General features: G+C 73.8%; 16 protein-coding genes. 6 read left to right on the forward strand and 10 right to left on the reverse strand.

Annotation, left to right across the window (positions count from 1 at the left end; all coding sequences use genetic code 11):
• The first annotated feature begins 45 nt into the window (after window positions 1-45).
• Window positions 46-1,752, forward strand: coding sequence for a DUF885 domain-containing protein (locus ACZ60J_RS35180; protein ID WP_469688243.1), 1,707 nt, complete (start codon window positions 46-48; stop codon window positions 1,750-1,752).
• Window positions 1,753-1,826: 74 nt separating this feature from the next.
• Here the strand turns inward: ACZ60J_RS35180 and ACZ60J_RS35185 are convergent, their stop codons facing one another.
• From ACZ60J_RS35185 to ACZ60J_RS35200, 4 genes are all read right to left on the reverse strand, one after another.
• Entirely contained in the window at window positions 1,827-2,333 is a 507-nt protein-coding gene (locus ACZ60J_RS35185) for a rhodanese-like domain-containing protein (RefSeq protein ID WP_469688244.1), read from the reverse strand.
• A gap of 58 nt (window positions 2,334-2,391) precedes the next feature.
• Window positions 2,392-5,412 (reverse strand): AAA family ATPase, encoded by a 3,021-nt coding sequence (locus tag ACZ60J_RS35190; RefSeq protein WP_469688245.1) that lies wholly within the window; start codon window positions 5,410-5,412, stop codon window positions 2,392-2,394.
• Window positions 5,409-6,581, reverse strand: a complete 1,173-nt coding sequence (locus ACZ60J_RS35195) for an exonuclease SbcCD subunit D (RefSeq protein ID WP_469688246.1) — start codon at window positions 6,579-6,581, stop codon at window positions 5,409-5,411. The genes ACZ60J_RS35190 and ACZ60J_RS35195 overlap by 4 nt, the downstream gene beginning before the upstream one ends.
• A 147-nt stretch (window positions 6,582-6,728) precedes the next feature.
• Window positions 6,729-7,355 (reverse strand): YigZ family protein, encoded by a 627-nt coding sequence (locus ACZ60J_RS35200; RefSeq protein WP_469688247.1) that lies wholly within the window; start codon window positions 7,353-7,355, stop codon window positions 6,729-6,731.
• 111 nt (window positions 7,356-7,466) lie between these two features.
• Between ACZ60J_RS35200 and ACZ60J_RS35205 the strand changes: the two genes are divergently transcribed.
• The gene (locus ACZ60J_RS35205) at window positions 7,467-7,871 is read left to right on the forward strand and encodes a CoA-binding protein (protein WP_469688248.1); all 405 of its coding nucleotides are present in this window, start codon (window positions 7,467-7,469) and stop codon (window positions 7,869-7,871) included.
• Between the two features lie 91 nt (window positions 7,872-7,962).
• Here ACZ60J_RS35205 and ACZ60J_RS35210 read toward each other — a convergent pair whose 3' ends face one another.
• Window positions 7,963-8,544 (reverse strand): helix-turn-helix domain-containing protein, encoded by a 582-nt coding sequence (locus tag ACZ60J_RS35210; protein WP_469688249.1) that lies wholly within the window; start codon window positions 8,542-8,544, stop codon window positions 7,963-7,965.
• Window positions 8,545-8,647: 103 nt separating this feature from the next.
• On the opposite strand from ACZ60J_RS35210, the gene ACZ60J_RS35215 reads away from it, so the two are divergent.
• Window positions 8,648-9,517, forward strand: a complete 870-nt coding sequence (locus ACZ60J_RS35215) for an EamA family transporter (protein ID WP_469688250.1) — start codon at window positions 8,648-8,650, stop codon at window positions 9,515-9,517.
• A gap of 16 nt (window positions 9,518-9,533) precedes the next feature.
• Here the strand turns inward: ACZ60J_RS35215 and ACZ60J_RS35220 are convergent, their stop codons facing one another.
• Window positions 9,534-10,292 (reverse strand): acyltransferase, encoded by a 759-nt coding sequence (locus ACZ60J_RS35220; protein ID WP_469688251.1) that lies wholly within the window; start codon window positions 10,290-10,292, stop codon window positions 9,534-9,536.
• Window positions 10,293-10,417: 125 nt separating this feature from the next.
• Here ACZ60J_RS35220 and ACZ60J_RS35225 point away from each other — a divergent pair, with 125 nt between their 5' ends.
• Window positions 10,418-10,963 (forward strand): gamma carbonic anhydrase family protein, encoded by a 546-nt coding sequence (locus ACZ60J_RS35225; RefSeq protein ID WP_469688252.1) that lies wholly within the window; start codon window positions 10,418-10,420, stop codon window positions 10,961-10,963.
• A 68-nt stretch (window positions 10,964-11,031) separates the two neighbouring features.
• Here the strand turns inward: ACZ60J_RS35225 and ACZ60J_RS35230 are convergent, their stop codons facing one another.
• The 4 genes from ACZ60J_RS35230 to ACZ60J_RS35245 all read right to left on the reverse strand — a co-directional run bounded on the left by ACZ60J_RS35230 (window position 11,032) and on the right by ACZ60J_RS35245 (window position 15,303).
• Window positions 11,032-11,715 carry a DedA family protein gene (locus tag ACZ60J_RS35230; RefSeq protein ID WP_469688253.1) on the reverse strand — a complete coding sequence of 228 codons (684 nt, stop codon included), beginning with the start codon at window positions 11,713-11,715 and terminating at the stop codon, window positions 11,032-11,034.
• Between the two features lie 72 nt (window positions 11,716-11,787).
• Complete coding sequence (locus tag ACZ60J_RS35235) at window positions 11,788-14,313, reverse strand: beta-glucosidase (protein ID WP_469688254.1); 2,526 nt, start codon at window positions 14,311-14,313, stop codon at window positions 11,788-11,790.
• Between the two features lie 129 nt (window positions 14,314-14,442).
• Window positions 14,443-14,670, reverse strand: coding sequence for a DUF2191 domain-containing protein (locus ACZ60J_RS35240; protein ID WP_469688255.1), 228 nt, complete (start codon window positions 14,668-14,670; stop codon window positions 14,443-14,445).
• Window positions 14,671-14,850: 180 nt separating this feature from the next.
• A complete protein-coding gene (locus tag ACZ60J_RS35245) occupies window positions 14,851-15,303 on the reverse strand; it encodes a DUF4442 domain-containing protein (protein WP_250740213.1) in 453 nt (150 codons plus the stop codon).
• Window positions 15,304-15,398: 95 nt separating this feature from the next.
• Here ACZ60J_RS35245 and ACZ60J_RS35250 point away from each other — a divergent pair, with 95 nt between their 5' ends.
• Together ACZ60J_RS35250 and ACZ60J_RS35255 are read left to right on the forward strand one after the other, a co-directional pair.
• On the forward strand, window positions 15,399-16,460 hold the full coding sequence (locus tag ACZ60J_RS35250) for a DUF8017 domain-containing protein (protein WP_469688256.1): 1,062 nt from the start codon (window positions 15,399-15,401) through the stop codon (window positions 16,458-16,460).
• A 70-nt stretch (window positions 16,461-16,530) separates the two neighbouring features.
• On the forward strand, window positions 16,531-17,895 hold the full coding sequence (locus ACZ60J_RS35255; RefSeq protein WP_469688257.1) for an MFS transporter: 1,365 nt from the start codon (window positions 16,531-16,533) through the stop codon (window positions 17,893-17,895).
• The last annotated feature ends 15 nt before the right edge of the window (window positions 17,896-17,910 follow it).

A 17,910-nucleotide genomic window follows, 5' to 3' on the forward strand; every position in this document is an offset into this window, starting at 1 on the left:
TCTTTGGTGATGACGCGGACCCGTCCCGCATACGAAGATGTCCACATGTCAGACATCATCACCAGTGACAGCGCCGCACGACTGCCCCGGCAGGTCGCCGATGCCTACGTCGACGACCTCATCGCCATCGACCCGATCACGGGCACCTACCTCGGTGTCGCCGCGAGCTCCGGCAAGCTCCCGGACCTCTCCCCCGCGGGCCGCGCGGCGGCCGCCGAACTCTCCCGCGCCACGCTCGCGAAGCTCGACGCCGCCGAGCTCCTGCCCGGCGCCGACAGCGACGTCGAGCGCCGCTGCGCCCGGCTGCTGCGCGAGCGGCTCACCGCGGAACTCGCCGTCCACGAAGCCGACGAGGACCTGCGCGCGGTCAGCAACATCCACTCCCCCGCGCACTCGGTCCGCGAGGTCTTCTCCCTGACCCCGGCCGAGACCGACGAGGACTGGGCCGCGATCGCCGAGCGGCTGCGCGCCGTACCCGTCGCGTACGCGGGCTACCGCGAGTGCCTCGCGCTCGGCCTGGACCGCGGCCTGTTCGGCAGCCCGCGCCCCACCGCCACCTTCATCGAGCAGCTCACCAACTGGGCGGGCGAGGGCGCCGAGGCCGGGCCCGGCTTCTTCGCCGAGTTCGCCGCCGCCGGTCCGCAGGCGCTGCGCGCCGAACTCGACGCGGCGGCCGGCGCCGCGACCGCAGCCGTCGTGGAACTGCGCGACTGGATGCGGGACGTGTACGCCCCCGCCGTCGAGGGCAAGCCCGACCCGGTGGGCCGCGAGCGCTACGCCCGCTGGTCGCGCTACTTCAACGGCACCGACCTGGACCTCGACGAGGCCTACGCCTACGGCTGGTCGGAGTACCACCGGCTGCTGGCGGAGATGAAGACGGAAGCCGCCAAGATCCTTCCGGGCGCCGGTCCGTGGGAGGCGCTGAAGCACCTGGACGAGCACGGCACGCACATCGAGGGCGTGGACGAGGTCCAGGCCTGGCTGCAGGGCCTGATGGACGAGGCCATCGAGAACCTCGACGGCACGCACTTCGAACTCGCCGAGCGGGTCAAGCGGGTGGAGTCGCGGATCGCGCCTCCGGGCGGCGCCGCGGCCCCGTACTACACGAACCCGTCCGAGGACTTCTCCCGTCCCGGCCGCACCTGGCTGCCCACGATGGGCCAGACCCGCTTCCCGGTCTACGACCTGGTCTCCACCTGGTACCACGAGGGCGTTCCGGGCCACCACCTCCAGCTGGCGCAGTGGACCCACGTGGCGGACCAGCTCTCCCGCTACCAGGCCAGCGTCGGTCTCGTCAGCGCCAACGCCGAGGGCTGGGCGCTGTACGCGGAGCGGCTCATGGACGAGCTGGGCTACCTCAAGGACGCCGAGCAGCGCCTCGGTTACCTGGACTGCCAGATGATGCGCGCCGCGCGGGTCATCGTGGACATCGGCATGCACCTGGGTCTGGAGATCCCGGCGGATTCGCCGTTCCACCCGGGCGAGCGCTGGACGGTGGACCTGGCGCAGGAGTTCTTCGGCCTGCACAGCGGCCGGCCGGGCGACTTCGTCGAGAGCGAGCTCACCCGCTACCTGTCGATGCCGGGCCAGGCGATCGGCTACAAGCTGGGCGAGCGCGCCTGGCTGCTGGGCCGTGACAACGCGCGCGCCGCGCACGGTGACTCCTTCGACCTGAAGGCCTGGCACATGGCGGCGCTGTCCCAGGGTTCGCTGGGTCTGGACGACCTGGTGGACGAGCTGTCGAAGCTCTGACCGGCGGGACCCGCACCGCGCACGGACGGGCCGACTCCCTCGGGGGGCCGGCCCGTCCGCCGTCCGGAGCCGCTTCAGCAGCCGCAGTCGTCGGAGTCCGTGGGGGCGGTCAGCGGGTCGGCCTCGGGACGCTGCTCACGGCCCTGCCAGGTCTCGACCTCGAAGCCCTCGCGGATCCAGTACTCGATGCCGCCGAGCATCTCCTTGACCTGGAAGCCGAGCCGGGCCAGGGCGAGCGCGGAGCGGGTGCCGCCGTTGCAGGCCGGGCCCCAGCAGTAGGTCACCACGGGAACGGCCTTGTCGAGGAGGCGTTCCGCCTGCTCGGCGACGAGGGCGTTCGGCAGGTGGACCGCCCCGGGCACGTGGGCCTGGTCCCAGGACGGGGTGGAGCGGGAGTCCACGAGCTGGAAGCCGAGCTCGGCGCCCTCCTCCCGGTGCGCCTTGAAGGCGGCGGCGACGTCCGAGACGTCGGCGTGGAAGGCCAGGCTGGCCGCGAAGTAGGCGGCGGCGGCCTCGGGTGCGGCCGGCGGCACGCGGAGCACGGGGTTGGTTGCGGCGGACTGGGTGTTCAAAGTCGTCATGGCGGCAAATCTACAATCTGTTGATCATTGCCGAAAACGCATTTTCGCAGGTCACACCCTATGCCCGGGTCTGTCCGTCGCCCGCCGTGCGGTGCCGCACCACCGAGCCCCCGCGCTGCTTGACGATCTCCAGCTGGGCCTGCACCCGGGTCCGCAGGTCGGCGACGTGGCTCACGATGCCGACGCTGCGGTCGCGTTCGCGCAGCGAGTCCAGCACGTCGAGCACCTCGTCCAGTGCCTGGTCGTCGAGGCTGCCGAAGCCCTCGTCGATGAAGAGGGTGTCGAGCCGCATGCCGCCCGCTTCGTCGGTGACCACGTCGGCCAGACCGAGCGCGAGGGCCAGCGAGGCGAAGAAGGTCTCGCCGCCGGAGAGCGTGGCGGTGTCCCGCTCGCTGCCGGTCCAGGCGTCGACCACGTGCAGCCCGAGCCCGGAACGCCCGCGGCCGCTCGCCTTGGCGTCGGAGTGCAGGAGGGTGTAGCGGCCGCCGGACATGCGCAGCAGCCGTACCGTGGCCGCGGCGGCGACCTGCTCCAGCCGGGCGGCGAGCACGTAGGCCTCCAGCCGCATCTTGCGCTCGTTGTCCGCGGAGGTGCCCGCGGTGAGTCCGGCGAGCCGGGCCACCCGTTCGTAGGCCTCGCGCAGCGGTCCCAGGGAGCGCAGCTCCCGCTCCACTTGGAGGGAGAGTCCGTCGAGGTCCTTGCACCGGACCCGGGCCGCGTCCACGGCGGACCCGGCCGTACGAAGCTTCGCCGCGGCCAGCGCCGCGTACTGCTCGGCGGCCTCCGGCGCGGCCGGGGGCAGGGCCGCCGCCGCGGCGGTGTCGGCCTCGCCGAGGCGGTCGGCCAGCATGGCCTCCTCCGCCTGCCAGGTGTCGGTGCGGCGTTGGAGCGCGCTGCGTTCGTACTCGGGGAGCACGGCGTCGGCCGCCTCCTCGGTGGTGTCGAAGCCGGCTTTGAAGGCGGCGTCGGCGAGCTGGTCGTCGGCTTCCTTCAGCCGGGCGGCGGTGGTTTCGGCCCGGCGCAGCGAGGCGGCCGCGGCCGTGACCATGCGGACCCGGTCCTCCAGGACTCCGGCGCGGGCCGCGACGCTGGGCGCGTCCGCCCGCACGAGGGCCAGCTCCGCCTCCAGCGAGGCCTGTTCCCGGTCGAGGGCCTCGCGGCGCGAAGCCCGCGCCGCGGCCCGGGCCTCGGCTTCGCTCCGCTCGGTGCTGCGCACCGCGTGCTCCCGCTCGGCGCGGGCCAGCCGCTCGCGGGCGGTGTGCAGTCCGGCGGCGGCAGCGTGCGCCTCGGCGTGACGGGAACTCAGGCCGGAGGTCAGTTCCATGAGTTCGGCGGTGGTGGCCTCACCGGCGGCGGCCGCGGCCTCGGCGCGGGCCTCCCGGACGGCGGCCAGCCTGCGCTCGACGCCGGCCCTGCGCTCCTCGGCCCCCTCGAAGCGGGCGTGCGCCGCCTCCTCCGCGGCCCGGTCGACGTGACCGGGGGCGGGGCGGGCCGGAGCCGGGTGCTCCGCGGCCCCGCACACGGTGCAGGGCTCCCCCTCCACCAGGGCGGCGGCGAGTTCGGCGGCGATCCCGCGCAGCCGGGTCTCCTTGAGCTCCAGCCAGCGCTCCCGGGCGGCGGCCGACTCCTCGCGCGCGGTGAGCAGTTCGCCCGAGGCGCGCTCCGCCTCGCCGTCGAGGGCGTCGCGGCGCCGGGCGGCATCCATGCGCAGCCGGGCCGGCTCCAGTTTGCCGGCGAGCTGCTCGGCCAGGGTGGCGGCCTGCTGGGCGGCGTCCGCGCGCCCGGCCAGCCCGGTCCGGGTGGCGTCCCAGCGGCCGAGCCATTCGGCGGTCTCCTGCTGCTGTTCCTCGGCGGCCCGGGACTCCCGTTCCAGGTCGGCCCGTTCGCGGCCGATCTCGGCGCTGCGCTGCTCGGAGCGGCGGGCGGCTCCGAGGGCTCCCAGGTCCTCGCGCAGCCGCTGCTCGACCGCGGCCAGCTGCTCGGTGCCGGCTTCGGCGAGCTGCGGCGGCAGCTCCGCCCGGGCCACCGACTCCGCGTGCGCGGCGGCCATGTGGGCTCCGGCGGCGGCTCCGCGCAGCTCCAGGGCTGGGGCGACCAGGGCTCCGCGCCGGGCCCGGTCGAGCAGGGTGCGCACCCGCTCCCGCTCCGGACCGGCCTCGGCGAGCAGGGCCGCCCGCCGGGTGGTCTCCGCGTACCGGTGCTGCAGCCGGTCGAGTTCCCGCGCCTCCTCCGCAGCCCGCCGGGCGGCGTGGTAGCGCCCCTCGACGGCGGCGAGTGCGTACTCGGCGACGGTGAGCCGCTCGCGGGCGGAGCACCGTGCGACGGCGGCCCAGGCACGGATCGCCCCGGCCAGCCCGGGGTCGCCCGGCTGGTGCCGGGGCAGCGGCCAGGCGCGCAGGTCGGGGGCGTCCCCGGCGGCCTGGGCGAGCCGCTGGGCGGTGTGCAGCACCTGCTCGTCACCGGCGCGGACCCTGGCCTCGGCGGCGCGGCGGCGCTCACCCAGCAGGGTTTCGACGGCGGCGAAGCGCCGGGTGTCGAAGAGCCGCCCCAGCAGCCGCCCCCGCGCCACTTCGTCGGCCCGCAGGAAGCGTGCGAACTCCCCCTGCGGCAACAGCACGACCTGGCAGAACTGCTCGCGGCTCATGCCGAGCAGCTGCTCGATCTCCTCGCCGATCTCCTGATGGGACCGGCTCAGCGCGGCCCACTTCTCCCCGTCGTGCTCACGCAGCCAGCTCTGCGCCTTGTCCTTGGTCGTCCCGGTGCCGCGCTTCTTGGGCCGGTCCTGTTCGGGCCGCCGGGTGATCTCCAGGCGCCGTCCGCCCGCGGTGAGTTCGAGGGTGATCTCGGTCGGGGTGTCCGGCGCCGCGTGGTCGCTGCGCAGCGTCGTGCCCGGGGCCTGCCGGGAGCCGGGGACGGACCCGTAGAGGGCGTAGCAGACGGCGTCCAGGACGGAGGTCTTGCCCGCGCCGGTGGGACCGTGCAGCAGGAAGATCCCGGCGCCGGAGAGGGCGTCGAAGTCGATCTCCTGGGGTTCGGCGAAGGGCCCGAAGGCGGTGATGCGCAGCCGGTGCAGCCTCATCGGTGGGTCTCCTGCCGGCTGTCCTCGGCCCGTACCTCGTCGAAGGCGCCCTGGAGGACGGCCCGTTCGGCGTCGTCGGAGTAGCCCCCGCCCCCGCGCACGTGGGCGACGAAGTCCTCGGCGATCTCCCGGTCGCTGCGGCCCTTGAGCCGCTGGGCGTAGGATCCGCCGGCGTCCTCGCCACGGCCCTCGGGGTCGAAGGCGAGGCTCAGCACGTGGGGGAAGCGCACGGCGAGCCGGGCCATGGGCTCCTCGGGCCGGACGGCGTCGGTGAGCGTCGCCTCCACCCAGCAGTCCTCGTACCGGGCGTACTCCTCCTCGGAGAGGAGCTCCTCCAGCGATCCCCGCACCCGGGCCAGACCGCGCGGCACGGGGGTGTCGACGCGCTCGGCGCCGACGATCTCCCCGCCCTCGCCGAGCTCCACGATCCACATGCTCTTGCGCTGATCGGCTTCGGAGAAGGAGTAGGCGAGGGGGGAGCCGGAGTAGCGCACCCTTTCGTTGATCCGCTGGCAGCCGTGGAGATGGCCGAGGGCGGCGTAGTCGACCCCGTCGAAGACGGAAGCCGGCACGGCCTCGACCCCGCCGACGGTGATGTCGCGCTCGCTGTCACAGGCCAGTCCGCCGGCGACGAAGGCGTGGGCCAGCACGACGGACCGCGTGCCGGGTGCCCGGCCGGCGAGGTCCGCCCGGATCCGGTCCATGGCCGCACCGAGCACGGCCTCGTGGCTCACCTTCCCGGCACCGAACTCGTCCCGCACCAGCGCGGGCTCCAGATACGGCAGCCCGTAGAACGCCACGTCACCGTGTACGTCGGCCAGCACCACGGGGTCGGCGCACCCGGCGGGATCGGTCCGCAGGTGGATCCCGGCCTGCCCGATCAGCCCGGCCCCGACCCCGAGACGCCGTGCGGAGTCGTGGTTCCCGGAGATCATCACGGTGGGCACACCAAGATCGGCAAGCCGGTGCAGGGCCTGGTCGTACAGCTCCACGGCGGGCAGCGGCGGCACGGCGCGGTCGTACACGTCACCGGCGACGAGCACGGCGTCGACTTCGTGCTCCCGGACGGTCTCGACGAGGTGATCGATGAAGACGGCCTGGGCCCCGAGCAGGTTCACCCGGTGAAAACTCCGCCCCAGATGCCAGTCGGAGGTGTGCAGGAACTTCACGGACTCACCCTGACCTGCACGTCCACCCCACTGCCCCTCAACAACCGGCACGACCCGGCCCGGGGCCGGCCGTGGCCCCCTGCCACGCTAACGCATGCCGCCACCCGACCCGTCACGCTCGCCGTCTCCGTACGGTTCGCGGCCCCCTCAGGGGGCGTACGTCTCGCCGCCCGGTGTGAGGGTGGCGCTCCCGGCGGTGCTGTCGGCCAGCCAGGCCTCGAAGGCGGGCAGGTCCGCCTCGGGCAGGGCCACCTCGATCTCCACGGCTGCCCCGTAGCGGACGTCGAGCACGGTCCTGCCCGTGGAGCGCAGGTCGTTCTCGGTCTTGCCGGCCCGCTGGTGGTCGACGGTGACGGTGACGAGCCGGTAGCGGTGGCGGGTGACGGTGCCGAGCGCGTCGAGCGCTTCCCCGACGACCCCGCCGTAGGCGCGGATGAGCCCGCCGGCGCCCAGCTTCACGCCGCCGTAGTAGCGGGTGACGACGGCGACGGCGTAGCGGATGTCGCGGCGCGTGAGCATCTGCAGCATCGGCACGCCGGCGGTGCCGCCGGGTTCGCCGTCGTCGCTCGCCTTCTGCACGGAGGCGTCGGCGCCGATGACGTAGGCGTAGCAGTTGTGCGAGGCGGTGGGGTGCTCCTTGCGGATCCGGGCGACGAACTCCTGAGCCTCCTGCTCGGTCGCCGCGGGCGCGAGCGCGCACAGGAACCGGGAGCGGTTGATCTCGGACTCGTGCACGCCCTCACGGGCCACCGTCACGTACTGGTCTGCCTTCACCCGTCCACCCTACGGGGAATCCGACATGCGTCTTTTCCGTTGATCGGGGTGGCGGCGATCAGCTGCCGGACGCAGCAGCAGCGACATCATCAGCAGCAGGAGGCGGCACGCGTGTACGGCGATCCGGGAACCATCCGCAAGATCCTCACCGAGCTCGGCGACACCTGGGCCGTGGTCGGCCTGTCCAACAATCAGGACCGGGCCGCGTACCGGGTGGCCGAGGTCCTCCAGCGGTACGGCAAGCGCGTGGTCCCCGTGCACCCCAAGGCCGAGACGGTCCACGGCGAGCAGGGCTACGCGTCGCTGGAGGCGATCCCGTTCAAGGTGGACGTGGTGGACGTCTTCGTGAACAGCTCCCTTGCGGGTGCGGTCGCCGACGAGGCCGTCGCGAAGGGGGCGGAGGCGGTCTGGTTCCAGCTGAACGTGGTCGACGAGGCCGCCGCCGCCCGCACCCGCGCGGCCGGCCTGGACATGGTCATGGACCGCTGCCCGGCGATCGAGATCCCCGCGCTCTGAGGCGCCGGCACCCCGACCGCGACGCCGGCCGAGGGGGGGCCGCCGGCCCACTGACCCCGGGCCGGCCTCGCGGGCGGTAAACCGAGGCCCCTCACCCCTTGGCGGTCACCGGCGGGATGGAGACCGCCATGGTCATCTCCATCGGACCGGGCCCCTCGTTGCGGTAGGCGTGCGCCGCGTCCGCCTCGAAGGAGACGGCCCCGCCGGCCGGCACGGCGTACGTCTCGTCGGCGACCAGCAGGGTCAGCTCCCCCACGGTGACGTGCAGCATCTCGAAGGTGCCCGCGGGATGCGGGTCCGAGGCGGTCCCCTCGCCGGGCTCCAGCCGGTAGGTCCACATCTCCACCGGCCCGCGCCGGTCGTCGCCGAGCAGCATGCTCGCCCCGCTGCCGCCCTCGGTGGACCACATCCGCACCCCCTGGCCCGGCAGGACCACGTTCACCCGTGGACCGCGGTCGTGGTCGAGGAGGGTGGTGATGCTGACCCCGAGCGCGTCGGCCAGTTTGACCGTGGTGCCGACGCTGGGATTCGTACGGGCCTGCTCGATCTGGATGATCATGCCGCGGCTCACCCCCGCACGGGCGGCCAGCGCTTCCAGGGTGAACCCGCGTTCCCCGCGCCAGCGCTTGAGGTTGCGGCCGAGCGCCTGGGTGAGCTGTTCGAGATCCGACACCGTTCCATCCACTCCGTACAATATTTTGGATGACAGGGTTCACTGCGTTGAACTATGGTGCGTTGTACTCCACCGTTCAACGCACTGTACTGCGAGGCCCCCCATGACCGCCCTGTTCGCCTTGGCCACCGCCGTCCTGTGGGGCCTCGCCGACTTCGGCGGAGGACTGCTCACCCGCCGGATACCGGCCCTCACGGTGGTCGTCGCCTCCCAGGTCCTCGCCGTCCTCGTGCTGGGCGCGGTGGTCCTGGGCACCGGGGCCTGGCGGGAGGCCGGACCGCAGCTCTGGTTCGCCGTGGGGGCGGGGCTGGTCGGACCGGTCGCGATGCTCAGCTTCTACAAGGCGCTCGCACTGGGCCCGATGGGCGTGGTCTCCCCGCTCGGATCGCTCGGCGTGGTGGTGCCGATGGCCGCGGGGCTGCTCCTGGGCGAGCGGCCCGGCGCCGCCCAGCTCGCCGGGATCGCGGTGGCCGTCGTCGGCATCGTCCTCGCGGGCGGACCCGAGCTCCGCGGCGCTCCCGTACAGCGGCAGGCCGTCGTCCTCACCCTCGTCGCGGCCTTCGGCTTCGGTGCGGTGATGGCCCTGATCGCCCACGCCTCCTCCACCGTGCCGGGTCTGTTCCTCGCGCTGTTCGTCCAGCGCGTCACCAACGTCACCGTCGGCGGCACGGCCCTGTGGGTGCGGGCCCGGCGCGGCACCCCGGCCCTCCCGGCGGATGCGGGCGGCCTGCGGATCCTCTGGACGCTGCTGCCGGCGCTCGCCTTCGTCGGCCTCGCCGACGTCGCGGCGAACGGCACCTACTCCATCGCCGCCCAGCACGGCCCGGTCACCACCGCCGCCGTGCTCTCCTCCCTCTACCCGGTGATCACCGCCCTGGCCGCCTTCGCCGTACTCAAGGAACGCCTGCGCACCGTCCAGGCGGCGGGCGCGGGCCTGGCCCTGGCGGGCACGGTCCTGCTCGCGGCGGGCTGAGCCGCCTGGGACGCCCTCACTCCGGGTCCGTCACGTCCGCCAGAGCGCGCAGCTGTTCCGGCGTCACCCCGTCGGGGATCGGGACCGGCGCCGGGGTGCGCAGCGGCGGCTGCCAGCCCGTCTCGGGATCCCAGCGGCGGACGATGCGCGCCGGCGCCCCCGCCACCACGGCGTGGTCCGGCACCTCGCCCCGTACGACGGCGCCCGCCGCCACAACGACGTTGCGGCCCAGCCGCGCCCCGGGCAGGATCACCGCGCCGGTCCCCAGCCAGCAGCCCGGGCCTATCTCCACCGGAGCGCTGCGCGGCCACTGCTTGCCGACGGGCTCGTGCGGGTCGTCGTAACTGTGGTTGGTGGAGGTGATGTACACCCCGGGACCGCAGAAGGTGTCGTTGCCGATCGTGATCCGGGTGTCGGCGATGACGTGGCTGTCGCGGCCGATGACCACGCCGTTGCCGAGGACCAGGACCGGTTCGGCGCCGAGGTCGAGGTCCGGCATCATCCCGGCGGTGAGCGTGACCTGTTCCCCGATGATGCAGTGGTCGCCGAGCCGGATCCAGGGCGCGCCGAAGACCGTGCCCTGCGGGAAGGCGAGCCGGGTGCCGTGCCCGATGGCGCCGAAGCGCAGCCCTCCGGGGGTCTGGGCGGTGACCGCGCCGGCCCGCTGCATCCAGCGCCAGCCCGCGTGGACCGCGCGCCCGGCGAGCCGGCGGCGCAGCCCCGTCAGAGAGGAGAGCGCCGCCTGAGAAGAGAACGTGTTCTGGTTCTTCGCCACCGGGTCACCGTAGCGCGCCGGGAGCCCGGGCCGCGCCGTGATCTTCACCCCATCTCCGGGGCGCGGGCGGCGTGGCCTACGGTTCCGGTAGCGCGACGCGACGTACCGGAAGAGGAAGAGAACACATGACGCAGCAGGCGGCCCAGGCACTCGTGGCGGGTGTCGGCGGGAAGAACCCCGAGATCGACCCGACCGCGTTCACCGCTCCCACCTCCGTCGTGGTCGGGGACGTACGCCTCGGCGCGGGCGCGAGCATCTGGTACTCGGCCGTGCTCCGCGCGGACTGCGGGCCGATCACGCTCGGCGCCGACAGCAACGTGCAGGACAACTGCACCGTGCACGTGGACCCCGGTTTCCCGGTCTCCATCGGCGAGCGCGTCTCCATCGGGCACAACGCCGTCGTGCACGGCTGCACGGTCGAGGACGACTGCCTGATCGGGATGGGCGCGACGGTCCTCAACGGTGCGGTCATCGGCGCCGGCTCGCTGGTGGCCGCCCAGGCGCTGGTCCCGCAGGGCATGGTCGTCCCGCCCGGCTCGCTGGTCGCCGGCGTCCCGGCGAAGGTGCGGCGCGAGCTGACCGCGGAGGAGCGCGAGGGCATCAAGGTCAACGCCCTCATGTACACCGAACTGGCCAAGCAGCACAGCGCCTCGGTGACCCCGGGCGCGTAACGGGCACCGCCGGTGCTCGTGTTCCCCGCCCGAGGGCGGGGAACAACCCTCTCAGTCGGTGAGCGGACTCAGTCGGTGAGCACGCTCGGAGCGGCCGAAGCCTGCCCCGGCACCGCGGCCGTGTCCGCACCGGCCTCGGCACGCGCCGCCGCGGCCGCCTTCTTCATCCGGCCGCGCACCACCAGGGTCATGGTGAGCCCGCAGATGACGGCCAGCGCGAGGCCCGCCCACGAGAAGCCCTTCAGCCACGGCTCGGCGACCTTCCCGACCGTGTAGATGACGGCCGTCGTGCCGCCCGCCCACAGGATCCCGCCGAGGACGTTCGCGATGAGGAACCGCCAGTACGGCATGTGCAGCACGCCCGCCAGCGGCCCCGCGAAGATCCGCAGCAGCGCCACGAACCGCCCGAAGAAGACGGCCCACATGCCCCACTTCTCGAAGGAGCGCTCCGCCATGGCCACCTGGTCCGGCCCGAAGTGCTTGGGGAAGCGCCGGCCCAGCCGCTCCAGCATCGGCTTCCCGCCCTTGCGCCCGATCGCGTAGCCGATCGAGTCGCCGACGATCGCCCCGATGGTCGCGCAGATGCCCAGCACCACGGGGTCGATGTGCCCCTGCTGCGAGGCCAGCAGCGCCGAGCTGACCAGAACGATCTCCCCCGGAAGCGGGATGCCGAGGCTCTCCAGTCCGATGACGAGCCCCACCAGGAGGTAGATGCTGACCGCCGGAATCGTCTCCAGCCATTGCTCGACCACCGGTACGTCCTCCCAAGCTGTTCCGCCCGGCGCGCCCCCTGTGGCAGGCCGAACGGGCAGCCTATCCGGTCGTCATCCGGTCGCCACCACAGCCTTTGCCCGCAGCGGCAGTTCGCGGGAGGAACGCCCCGCGAACACGTCGCGGCGTCCCGTCCCCACCACCCAGGCGTCCCGCCCGGGATCCCAGGAGGACAGGGTGCGCGCGTCGAGGTCCATGACGATCCGCCGTTCCTCGCCGGGTTCGAGGGTGAGGCGCCGGTACCCGGCCAGGGCCCGGACCGGCTGGTCCAGCTTCAGGTCCGGGGACGGGCCCACGTAGACCTGGGCCACCTCCGTGCCCGTGCGGCGTCCGGTGTTGCGGACGGTGAACTCCACGCGCAGCCCGCCGTGCTTCCCGTGCGCACCGCCCCGCCGGACCGTCAGCTTCTCGTACGCCCAGGTCGTGTACGAGAGCCCGTGCCCGAAGGGGAACAGCGGAGCCACCCGCTGCTGGTCGTACCAGCGGTGGCCCACGTGCACCCCCTCGGTGTACTCCTGCCGCCCGCCCACGCCCGGGTAGCGCACCTGGTCCGCGCCGACCGGGGTCGCCCGCTCGTCGGCCGGGAAGGTCTGGGTGAGGCGGCCGCCCGGTTCCGCGTCGCCGAAGAGCACGTCGGCGGTGGCGGCCGCGCCCTCCTGCCCCGGGTAGTACATCTGGAGGACCGCTCCGGTGCGCGGGAGCCACGGCATGGTCGTACCGGAGGAGGTGTTGAGCACCACCGTGGTGTGCGGGTTGGCGGCGGCGACCGCCTCGATCAGCGCCGGCTGGCCGCCGGGGAGCCCCAGGGAGGTGCGGTCGCTGCCCTCGGTGGCGTCCTCGTAGGCGAACAGCACCACGCTGCGGGCCGCCTTGGCCGCTTTGACGGCCTCGGCGAGGTCGGCGGCCCGGGTCGCCCTCGTGGTGTGCCGCAGCCGCAGCCGCTGCCCCGCGGGCCCGCCCTCGGCGAAGACGGCGAGGCGGTGGTCGCCCGCCTTGAGCGCGAGGGTGCGGCGGCGCACGGTGCGGCCGTCGGGCGCGGCGCCGAGGAGTCCGCCGGCGAACTGCTCGGCCACGCCCTGCCGTACGGGGAACAGCTCCTCCCCGTCGAGCCGGACGGCCGGCCGTTTCCCGGTGTAGTGGACGAGCAGGGTCCACTCGTCGTCGGCGGCCAGCCGGAAGGTTCCCTCGTAGCCCCAGGTGCGCCCGGGTGCCACCGCACGGTCGTCGAGGCCGGCGTCGGGCGTCAGCAGTTTCGCCGGCAGCGGGCGCCCGTAGAGGTCCTCGCCGAGGGCGTAGCTCACCGTGGAGCCGCTCCCGGCACGCCGCCGGATCTCGTCGAGGGGGGCGGCGGCCTTGTCCGGCACCACGTGGGCGCTGCCGCCGCCACTGACGAAGGGGGTCCGCCCGGTGGGTCCGATCACGGCGATGGAGCGGGCGGCGGGGCCCGTCAGCGGCAGCGTGGCCCGCTCGTTGCGCAGCAGGACGGCTCCGGCGGTGGCGATCTGCCGTGCGGTGCGGGCTCCTGCGGCGGCGTCCCGGGCGGGCCGGGCGGCGGGGTGCCCGGCGAGCAGTCCGAAACGGTCCATGGTGGTCAGGATCCGGCGCACGGCGCGGTCGACGGTGTCCTCGTGGACGGAGCCGCCGCGCACCGCCTCGCGCAGCGGGGCGCCGTAGTGGGTCCCCGCGGGCATCTCCATGTCGAGGCCGGCGCCGATCGAGGCGACGGTGCTGTGGGTGGCGTCCCAGTCCGACATCACCCAGCCGTCGAACCCCCAGCGGCCGCGGAGCAGTTCGTCGAGGAGCGGCTTGTTCTCGCAGGCGTAGACCCCGTTGACCTTGTTGTAGGCGCCCATCACGGCGCCGGCCCCGGCGGCCACGGCGGCTTCGAAGCCCCGTAGCTCCGTCTCGTGGAGGGTCTGTTCGGCGGCGATCACGTCGACGGTGTCGCGGCCCTTCTCCTGGTTGTTGAGCGCGAAGTGCTTGACGGTGGCGATGAGCCCCTCGTCCTGGATGCCCCGGACGACCTCGGCGACCAGGTCGGCCGTCAGCTTCGGGTCCTCCGAGAACGTCTCGAAGTTCCGGCCGGCGTACGGGGTGCGGATGAGGTTGGCCATCGGCGAGAGGAGCACGTCGATGCCGAGCGCGCGGCCCTCGCGGCCGATGACCCGCCCGTACGCGCGGGCGAGCGCCGGGTCGAAGGCGGAGGCGAGCAGGACCGGCGCGGGCAGCGCAGTGGCGGGCTTGGCGACGCGTACCCCGGCCGGGCCGTCGGCGAGGCGGAGCGCCGGGATGCCCAGGCGGGCGATGCCCGGCACGTAACCGGCCTGGCCGAGCGGTTCCGGGTCCGGGCCGCCGTGCAGCAGGACGGTCTTCTCCTCCAGGGTGAGCCGGTCCAGCAGCGCGTCGATCCGGGCGGCACTGCCGGCGGCCGGAGCCGCGGCGGGGGACGCCCCGGAGCCGGAGGCCTTACGGGGCTGCGCGCCGGGCGGCGGCGCCGGTACGCAGCCGGCCGCGCCGAGGGCGGCGCCCATCGCCCCGAGGAGGCGCATCGCACGGCGTCTGGACACGGCCTCGCTCATGGGCGCTCCCTGCGGCGTGGGCATCGGCGTCAGGTGGCGGGAGCGGCCCGCGCCGGACCGCTCCCGCCGCCCACTGTGCGCCGCCCGCCGCGCGGGCCCGCTTCAGGCGCGCCACCGCGCCGCCGATGTTCAGCCCTGCGGCGGCTGCCGATCGAGGTCGGCCTCGCGCCGGGGCTCGTCCTGGAGCTGCACCCGCGCCTCGGTGCGGTGGCCGCGCTCGATGTAGTCCCGTACGACGGCCTCGACCGCGTCCTGGGGCGAACCGATCCCGGCGAGGACCATCACCTCCACCACGAGCTCGGCGTCGAGACTGATGCTGACCTTGGCTCTCCCCGGCACGGGACCCCCTCCATCCATCCGTCCGTCCGTCCGTCGTCGGAGGAGGGACTCTAGCGGGCGCATGCCGCGGGGCGCAGGGTCTCCGGGCCGTCGCCGTCCCGCCGGGAGGAGCCGGGGGAGCCGGGAGGAAATGCGGAAGGAGCGTGCCGCAGGCCTGTCGTACGACCACCCGCGGCACGCTCCGTCCCGGGTCCGGAACTACGCGTTGGGGCGCAGCGTCCAGACGACGGTCATCTCGCCCGTCACGGCCTCGTCCTCGCGCTGGATGGCGATGGTGACGGGGAACTCCGGGCGGCCGCCCGCGTCGAGTTCGGCGACGACGTCGGCGGCCGGGCGGCCGAGGGTGGCGGTGGCCGTCACGACGCCCTTGGCGAGCTTCTTGTAGCCGATCTCGGCGCTCACCGCGAGGGGCACGGCGCGGGAGAGCTGGTCACCGAAGGCGGCCAGGACGATCGCGCCGCTCGCGGACTCGGCGAGGGTGAACATGGCGCCGGCGTGCGGGCCCCCGAGGTGGTTGTGGAAGTCCGGCTGGTCCGGGAGCCGGACGACGGCGCGCTCGGGGGTGGTCTCCAGGAACTGGAGGTTCAGGGTCTTGGCCATCGGCACGGTCGCGGCGAGCAGTTCGCCCACGTTCATCTGTTCAGCGCTCATGGCACGCGATGTTACCCGCGAGTAGTCACCCTTGGCCAGACCCGGCCGGGGGTGGCCGTGGCTCCCCGCGCGCACTCCCACTATCGTTACCGGCCATGTGGCCAGGACAGCAGCAGCCGCCCGGGGGAGAACCGAACCCCCAGGACGCGCATCAGAACCCGTACCAGCAGCAGCCGGGAACGCCGAACCCGTACCAGCAGCAGCCGCCGACGGCGGCGTACGGGGAGCAGCAGCAGCCCGGCTACGGGTACCCGCAGCAGCCCCCCGCTCCCCAGGGGTGGGGCCAGCAGCCCCCGACCGTTCCCGTACCCCAGTGGGGCGGCACTCCCCCGCCCCCGCCCCCGCGCGGCGGGAGCCCGTTCTCGACCAAGACCGTGGCCATCGTGGCGGCCACGGCCGTCGTCGTGGCCGCCGTGGCCACCGGGGCGTTCGTCCTGACCCGGGACGACGACGCCTCCAACCAGGCGGACGACAAGCCGAGCGCCTCCCCCTCCGCCCCGGCCTCCTCGGGCGCGTCCGCCCCGGCGAGCCCGAGCGCCAACCCGCGCGGCGGCGCCGAGGCCAAGCCGGTGATCCCCGGCTGGAAGGTCGTCCTCAACCCGAAGTACGGCACCGCCTTCGACGTCCCGCCGGACTGGGAGGTCAAGTCCTCGGGCCTGTCCATCGGCTTCGAAGACCACAACAAGACCGACGGCAGCGCCCTGGTCATGATGGGGGCGCCCGCCATCCTCAAGGAGGACTGGTGCAAGGTCGACGCCAACAAGGACGGCAAGGAGGAGTCGACCGAGCTGGCGAGCACCGGAACCAAGGGCGGCATGGGTGCGAAGGGCACCGCCGAAGCCGCGTACAACGAGGCGGGCAACTGGGCCTTCGCCGCGTACGCGCAGAAGGCGCCGAAGGGCACCACCAAGGTGACCGAGGCGAAGGAGTACACGACCTCCTCCGGGCTCAAGGGCCACATGGCGACCGCGACCGTCAGCGGCCTGCCCAAGGAGAACAAGTGCTCCACGGACGGCAAGTCCGTGGCCTTCAGCTTCCTCACCACCAACGGTGACCTCTCCACCTGGGTCCTCTACGGCGCCGCCGGTGTCCCGGGCGAAGTGAGCAAGGAGACCTACGAGAAGATCCTGAGCAGCGTCCGCCTCCAGACGAGCTGATCTTCCCCGCGCCCCGCCCCTGGCCGGAAATCCGTTTGGATTTCCGGCCAGGGGCGGGGATAGTCCGGAGGTGAGCTCTCCCTCCCCCTCCCCCCAGGCCACCCGTCCGCCGGCCGCGCGCCGCAGACCCGAGTGGGCCGGCCGCAACTACACCCTGCTGACGGGTGCCGCGGTCATCACGAACCTCGGGAGCCACGGAGCGCTCATCGCGACCGCCTTCGCGGTCGTGCAGGCGGGCGGCTCCGCCGGCGACGTCGGCCTGGTGGCCGCCGCCCGTACGCTGCCGCTCGTCCTCTTCCTCCTCATCGGCGGAGCCGTCGCCGACCGGATCCCCCGCCACCACGTCATGGTCGCGGCCAACGCCCTCAACGGCGTCTCGCAGGCCGTCTTCGCCGTCCTCGTCCTGACCGGCGATCCGCAGCTGTGGCAGATGATGCTGCTCACGGCGCTGTGCGGCACCGGCACGGCCTTCTTCAACCCGGCCGCCGAGGGCATGCTCATGGCCACCGTCTCGGGCCCCCAGGCCACCCGCGCCTTCGCCCTCTTCCGGATGGCGATGAGCGGCGCCGGCGTCGGCGGAGCCGCCCTCGGCGGAGCCATGGTCTCGTTCATGGGCCCCGGGTGGGTCCTCGCCGTGGACGCGGCCGCCTTCGCCGCCGCCGGAGCCCTACGGGCCTTCCTCGACGTCGGCGACGTCGCCGAACGCGCCCCCGGCGGCGGGCTGCTGGCCGATCTGCGCGAGGGCTGGGTGGAGTTCAGGAGCCGTCCCTGGCTGTGGAGCATCGTGCTCCAGTTCTCCGTGGTCGTGGCCGTCATCGGCGCCGCCGAAGCGGTCTACGGCCCCCTGGTCGCCGTGGATCAGCTGGGCGGGGCGGCCCCCTGGGGCGTGGCCCTGGCCTTCTTCGGCATCGGCACCATCGGCGGGGCCGTCCTGATGATGGTCTGGAAGCCGCGCCGGCTGCTGCTGGTCGCCACCCTGTGCATGTTCCCGTCGGCGCTCCCCGCAGCGGGACTCGCCGTGCCGCTGCCTGTGTGGGGCCTGTGCGCGGCGATGCTCGTGAGCGGCGTGGGCCTCGAGCTGTTCGCCGTCAACTGGATGACGACGATGCACCAGGAGATTCCGGAGGAGATGTTCTCCCGCGTCTCCGCCTACGACTGGTTCGGCTCGCTGTCGATGCTCCCGCTGGCCACGGCGGTGGCCGGGCCGGTCGAATCGGCGATCGGCCGCTCGTCGGCCCTCTGGGGCTGCTCGGCCCTGGTGATCATCGCCACGGCCGCCGTCCTCCTGGTCCCGGACGTCCGCAACATGACCCGCAAGCAGCCCGCCTCCCCCGCCGGACGGAGTCCGGTCGAACCGGGTCAGACCGAGTCGGGGCAGACCGAACCGGGTCCGGCCTGCTCCAGCCCCGTGCCGTCCAGCCCCGCCGCCGTGTGAGGTGCGGGGTCCGGG

Source organism: Streptomyces sp. NPDC104226, from assembly GCF_055584085.1.

Excerpts from the sequence above, each read along its gene's own strand:
- ACZ60J_RS35180 (WP_469688243.1), top strand. The coding sequence starts at position 46 with ATGTCAGACATCATCACCAGTGACAGCGCCGCACGACTGCCCCGGCAG.
- ACZ60J_RS35185 (WP_469688244.1), bottom strand. The coding sequence starts at position 2,333 with ATGACGACTTTGAACACCCAGTCCGCCGCAACCAACCCCGTGCTCCGC.
- ACZ60J_RS35190 (WP_469688245.1), bottom strand. The coding sequence starts at position 5,412 with ATGAGGCTGCACCGGCTGCGCATCACCGCCTTCGGGCCCTTCGCCGAA.
- ACZ60J_RS35215 (WP_469688250.1), top strand. The coding sequence starts at position 8,648 with ATGACCGCCCTGTTCGCCTTGGCCACCGCCGTCCTGTGGGGCCTCGCC.
- ACZ60J_RS35225 (WP_469688252.1), top strand. The coding sequence starts at position 10,418 with ATGACGCAGCAGGCGGCCCAGGCACTCGTGGCGGGTGTCGGCGGGAAG.
- ACZ60J_RS35235 (WP_469688254.1), bottom strand. The coding sequence starts at position 14,313 with ATGAGCGAGGCCGTGTCCAGACGCCGTGCGATGCGCCTCCTCGGGGCG.
- ACZ60J_RS35240 (WP_469688255.1), bottom strand. The coding sequence starts at position 14,670 with ATGGATGGAGGGGGTCCCGTGCCGGGGAGAGCCAAGGTCAGCATCAGT.
- ACZ60J_RS35245 (WP_250740213.1), bottom strand. The coding sequence starts at position 15,303 with ATGAGCGCTGAACAGATGAACGTGGGCGAACTGCTCGCCGCGACCGTG.
- ACZ60J_RS35250 (WP_469688256.1), top strand. The coding sequence starts at position 15,399 with ATGTGGCCAGGACAGCAGCAGCCGCCCGGGGGAGAACCGAACCCCCAG.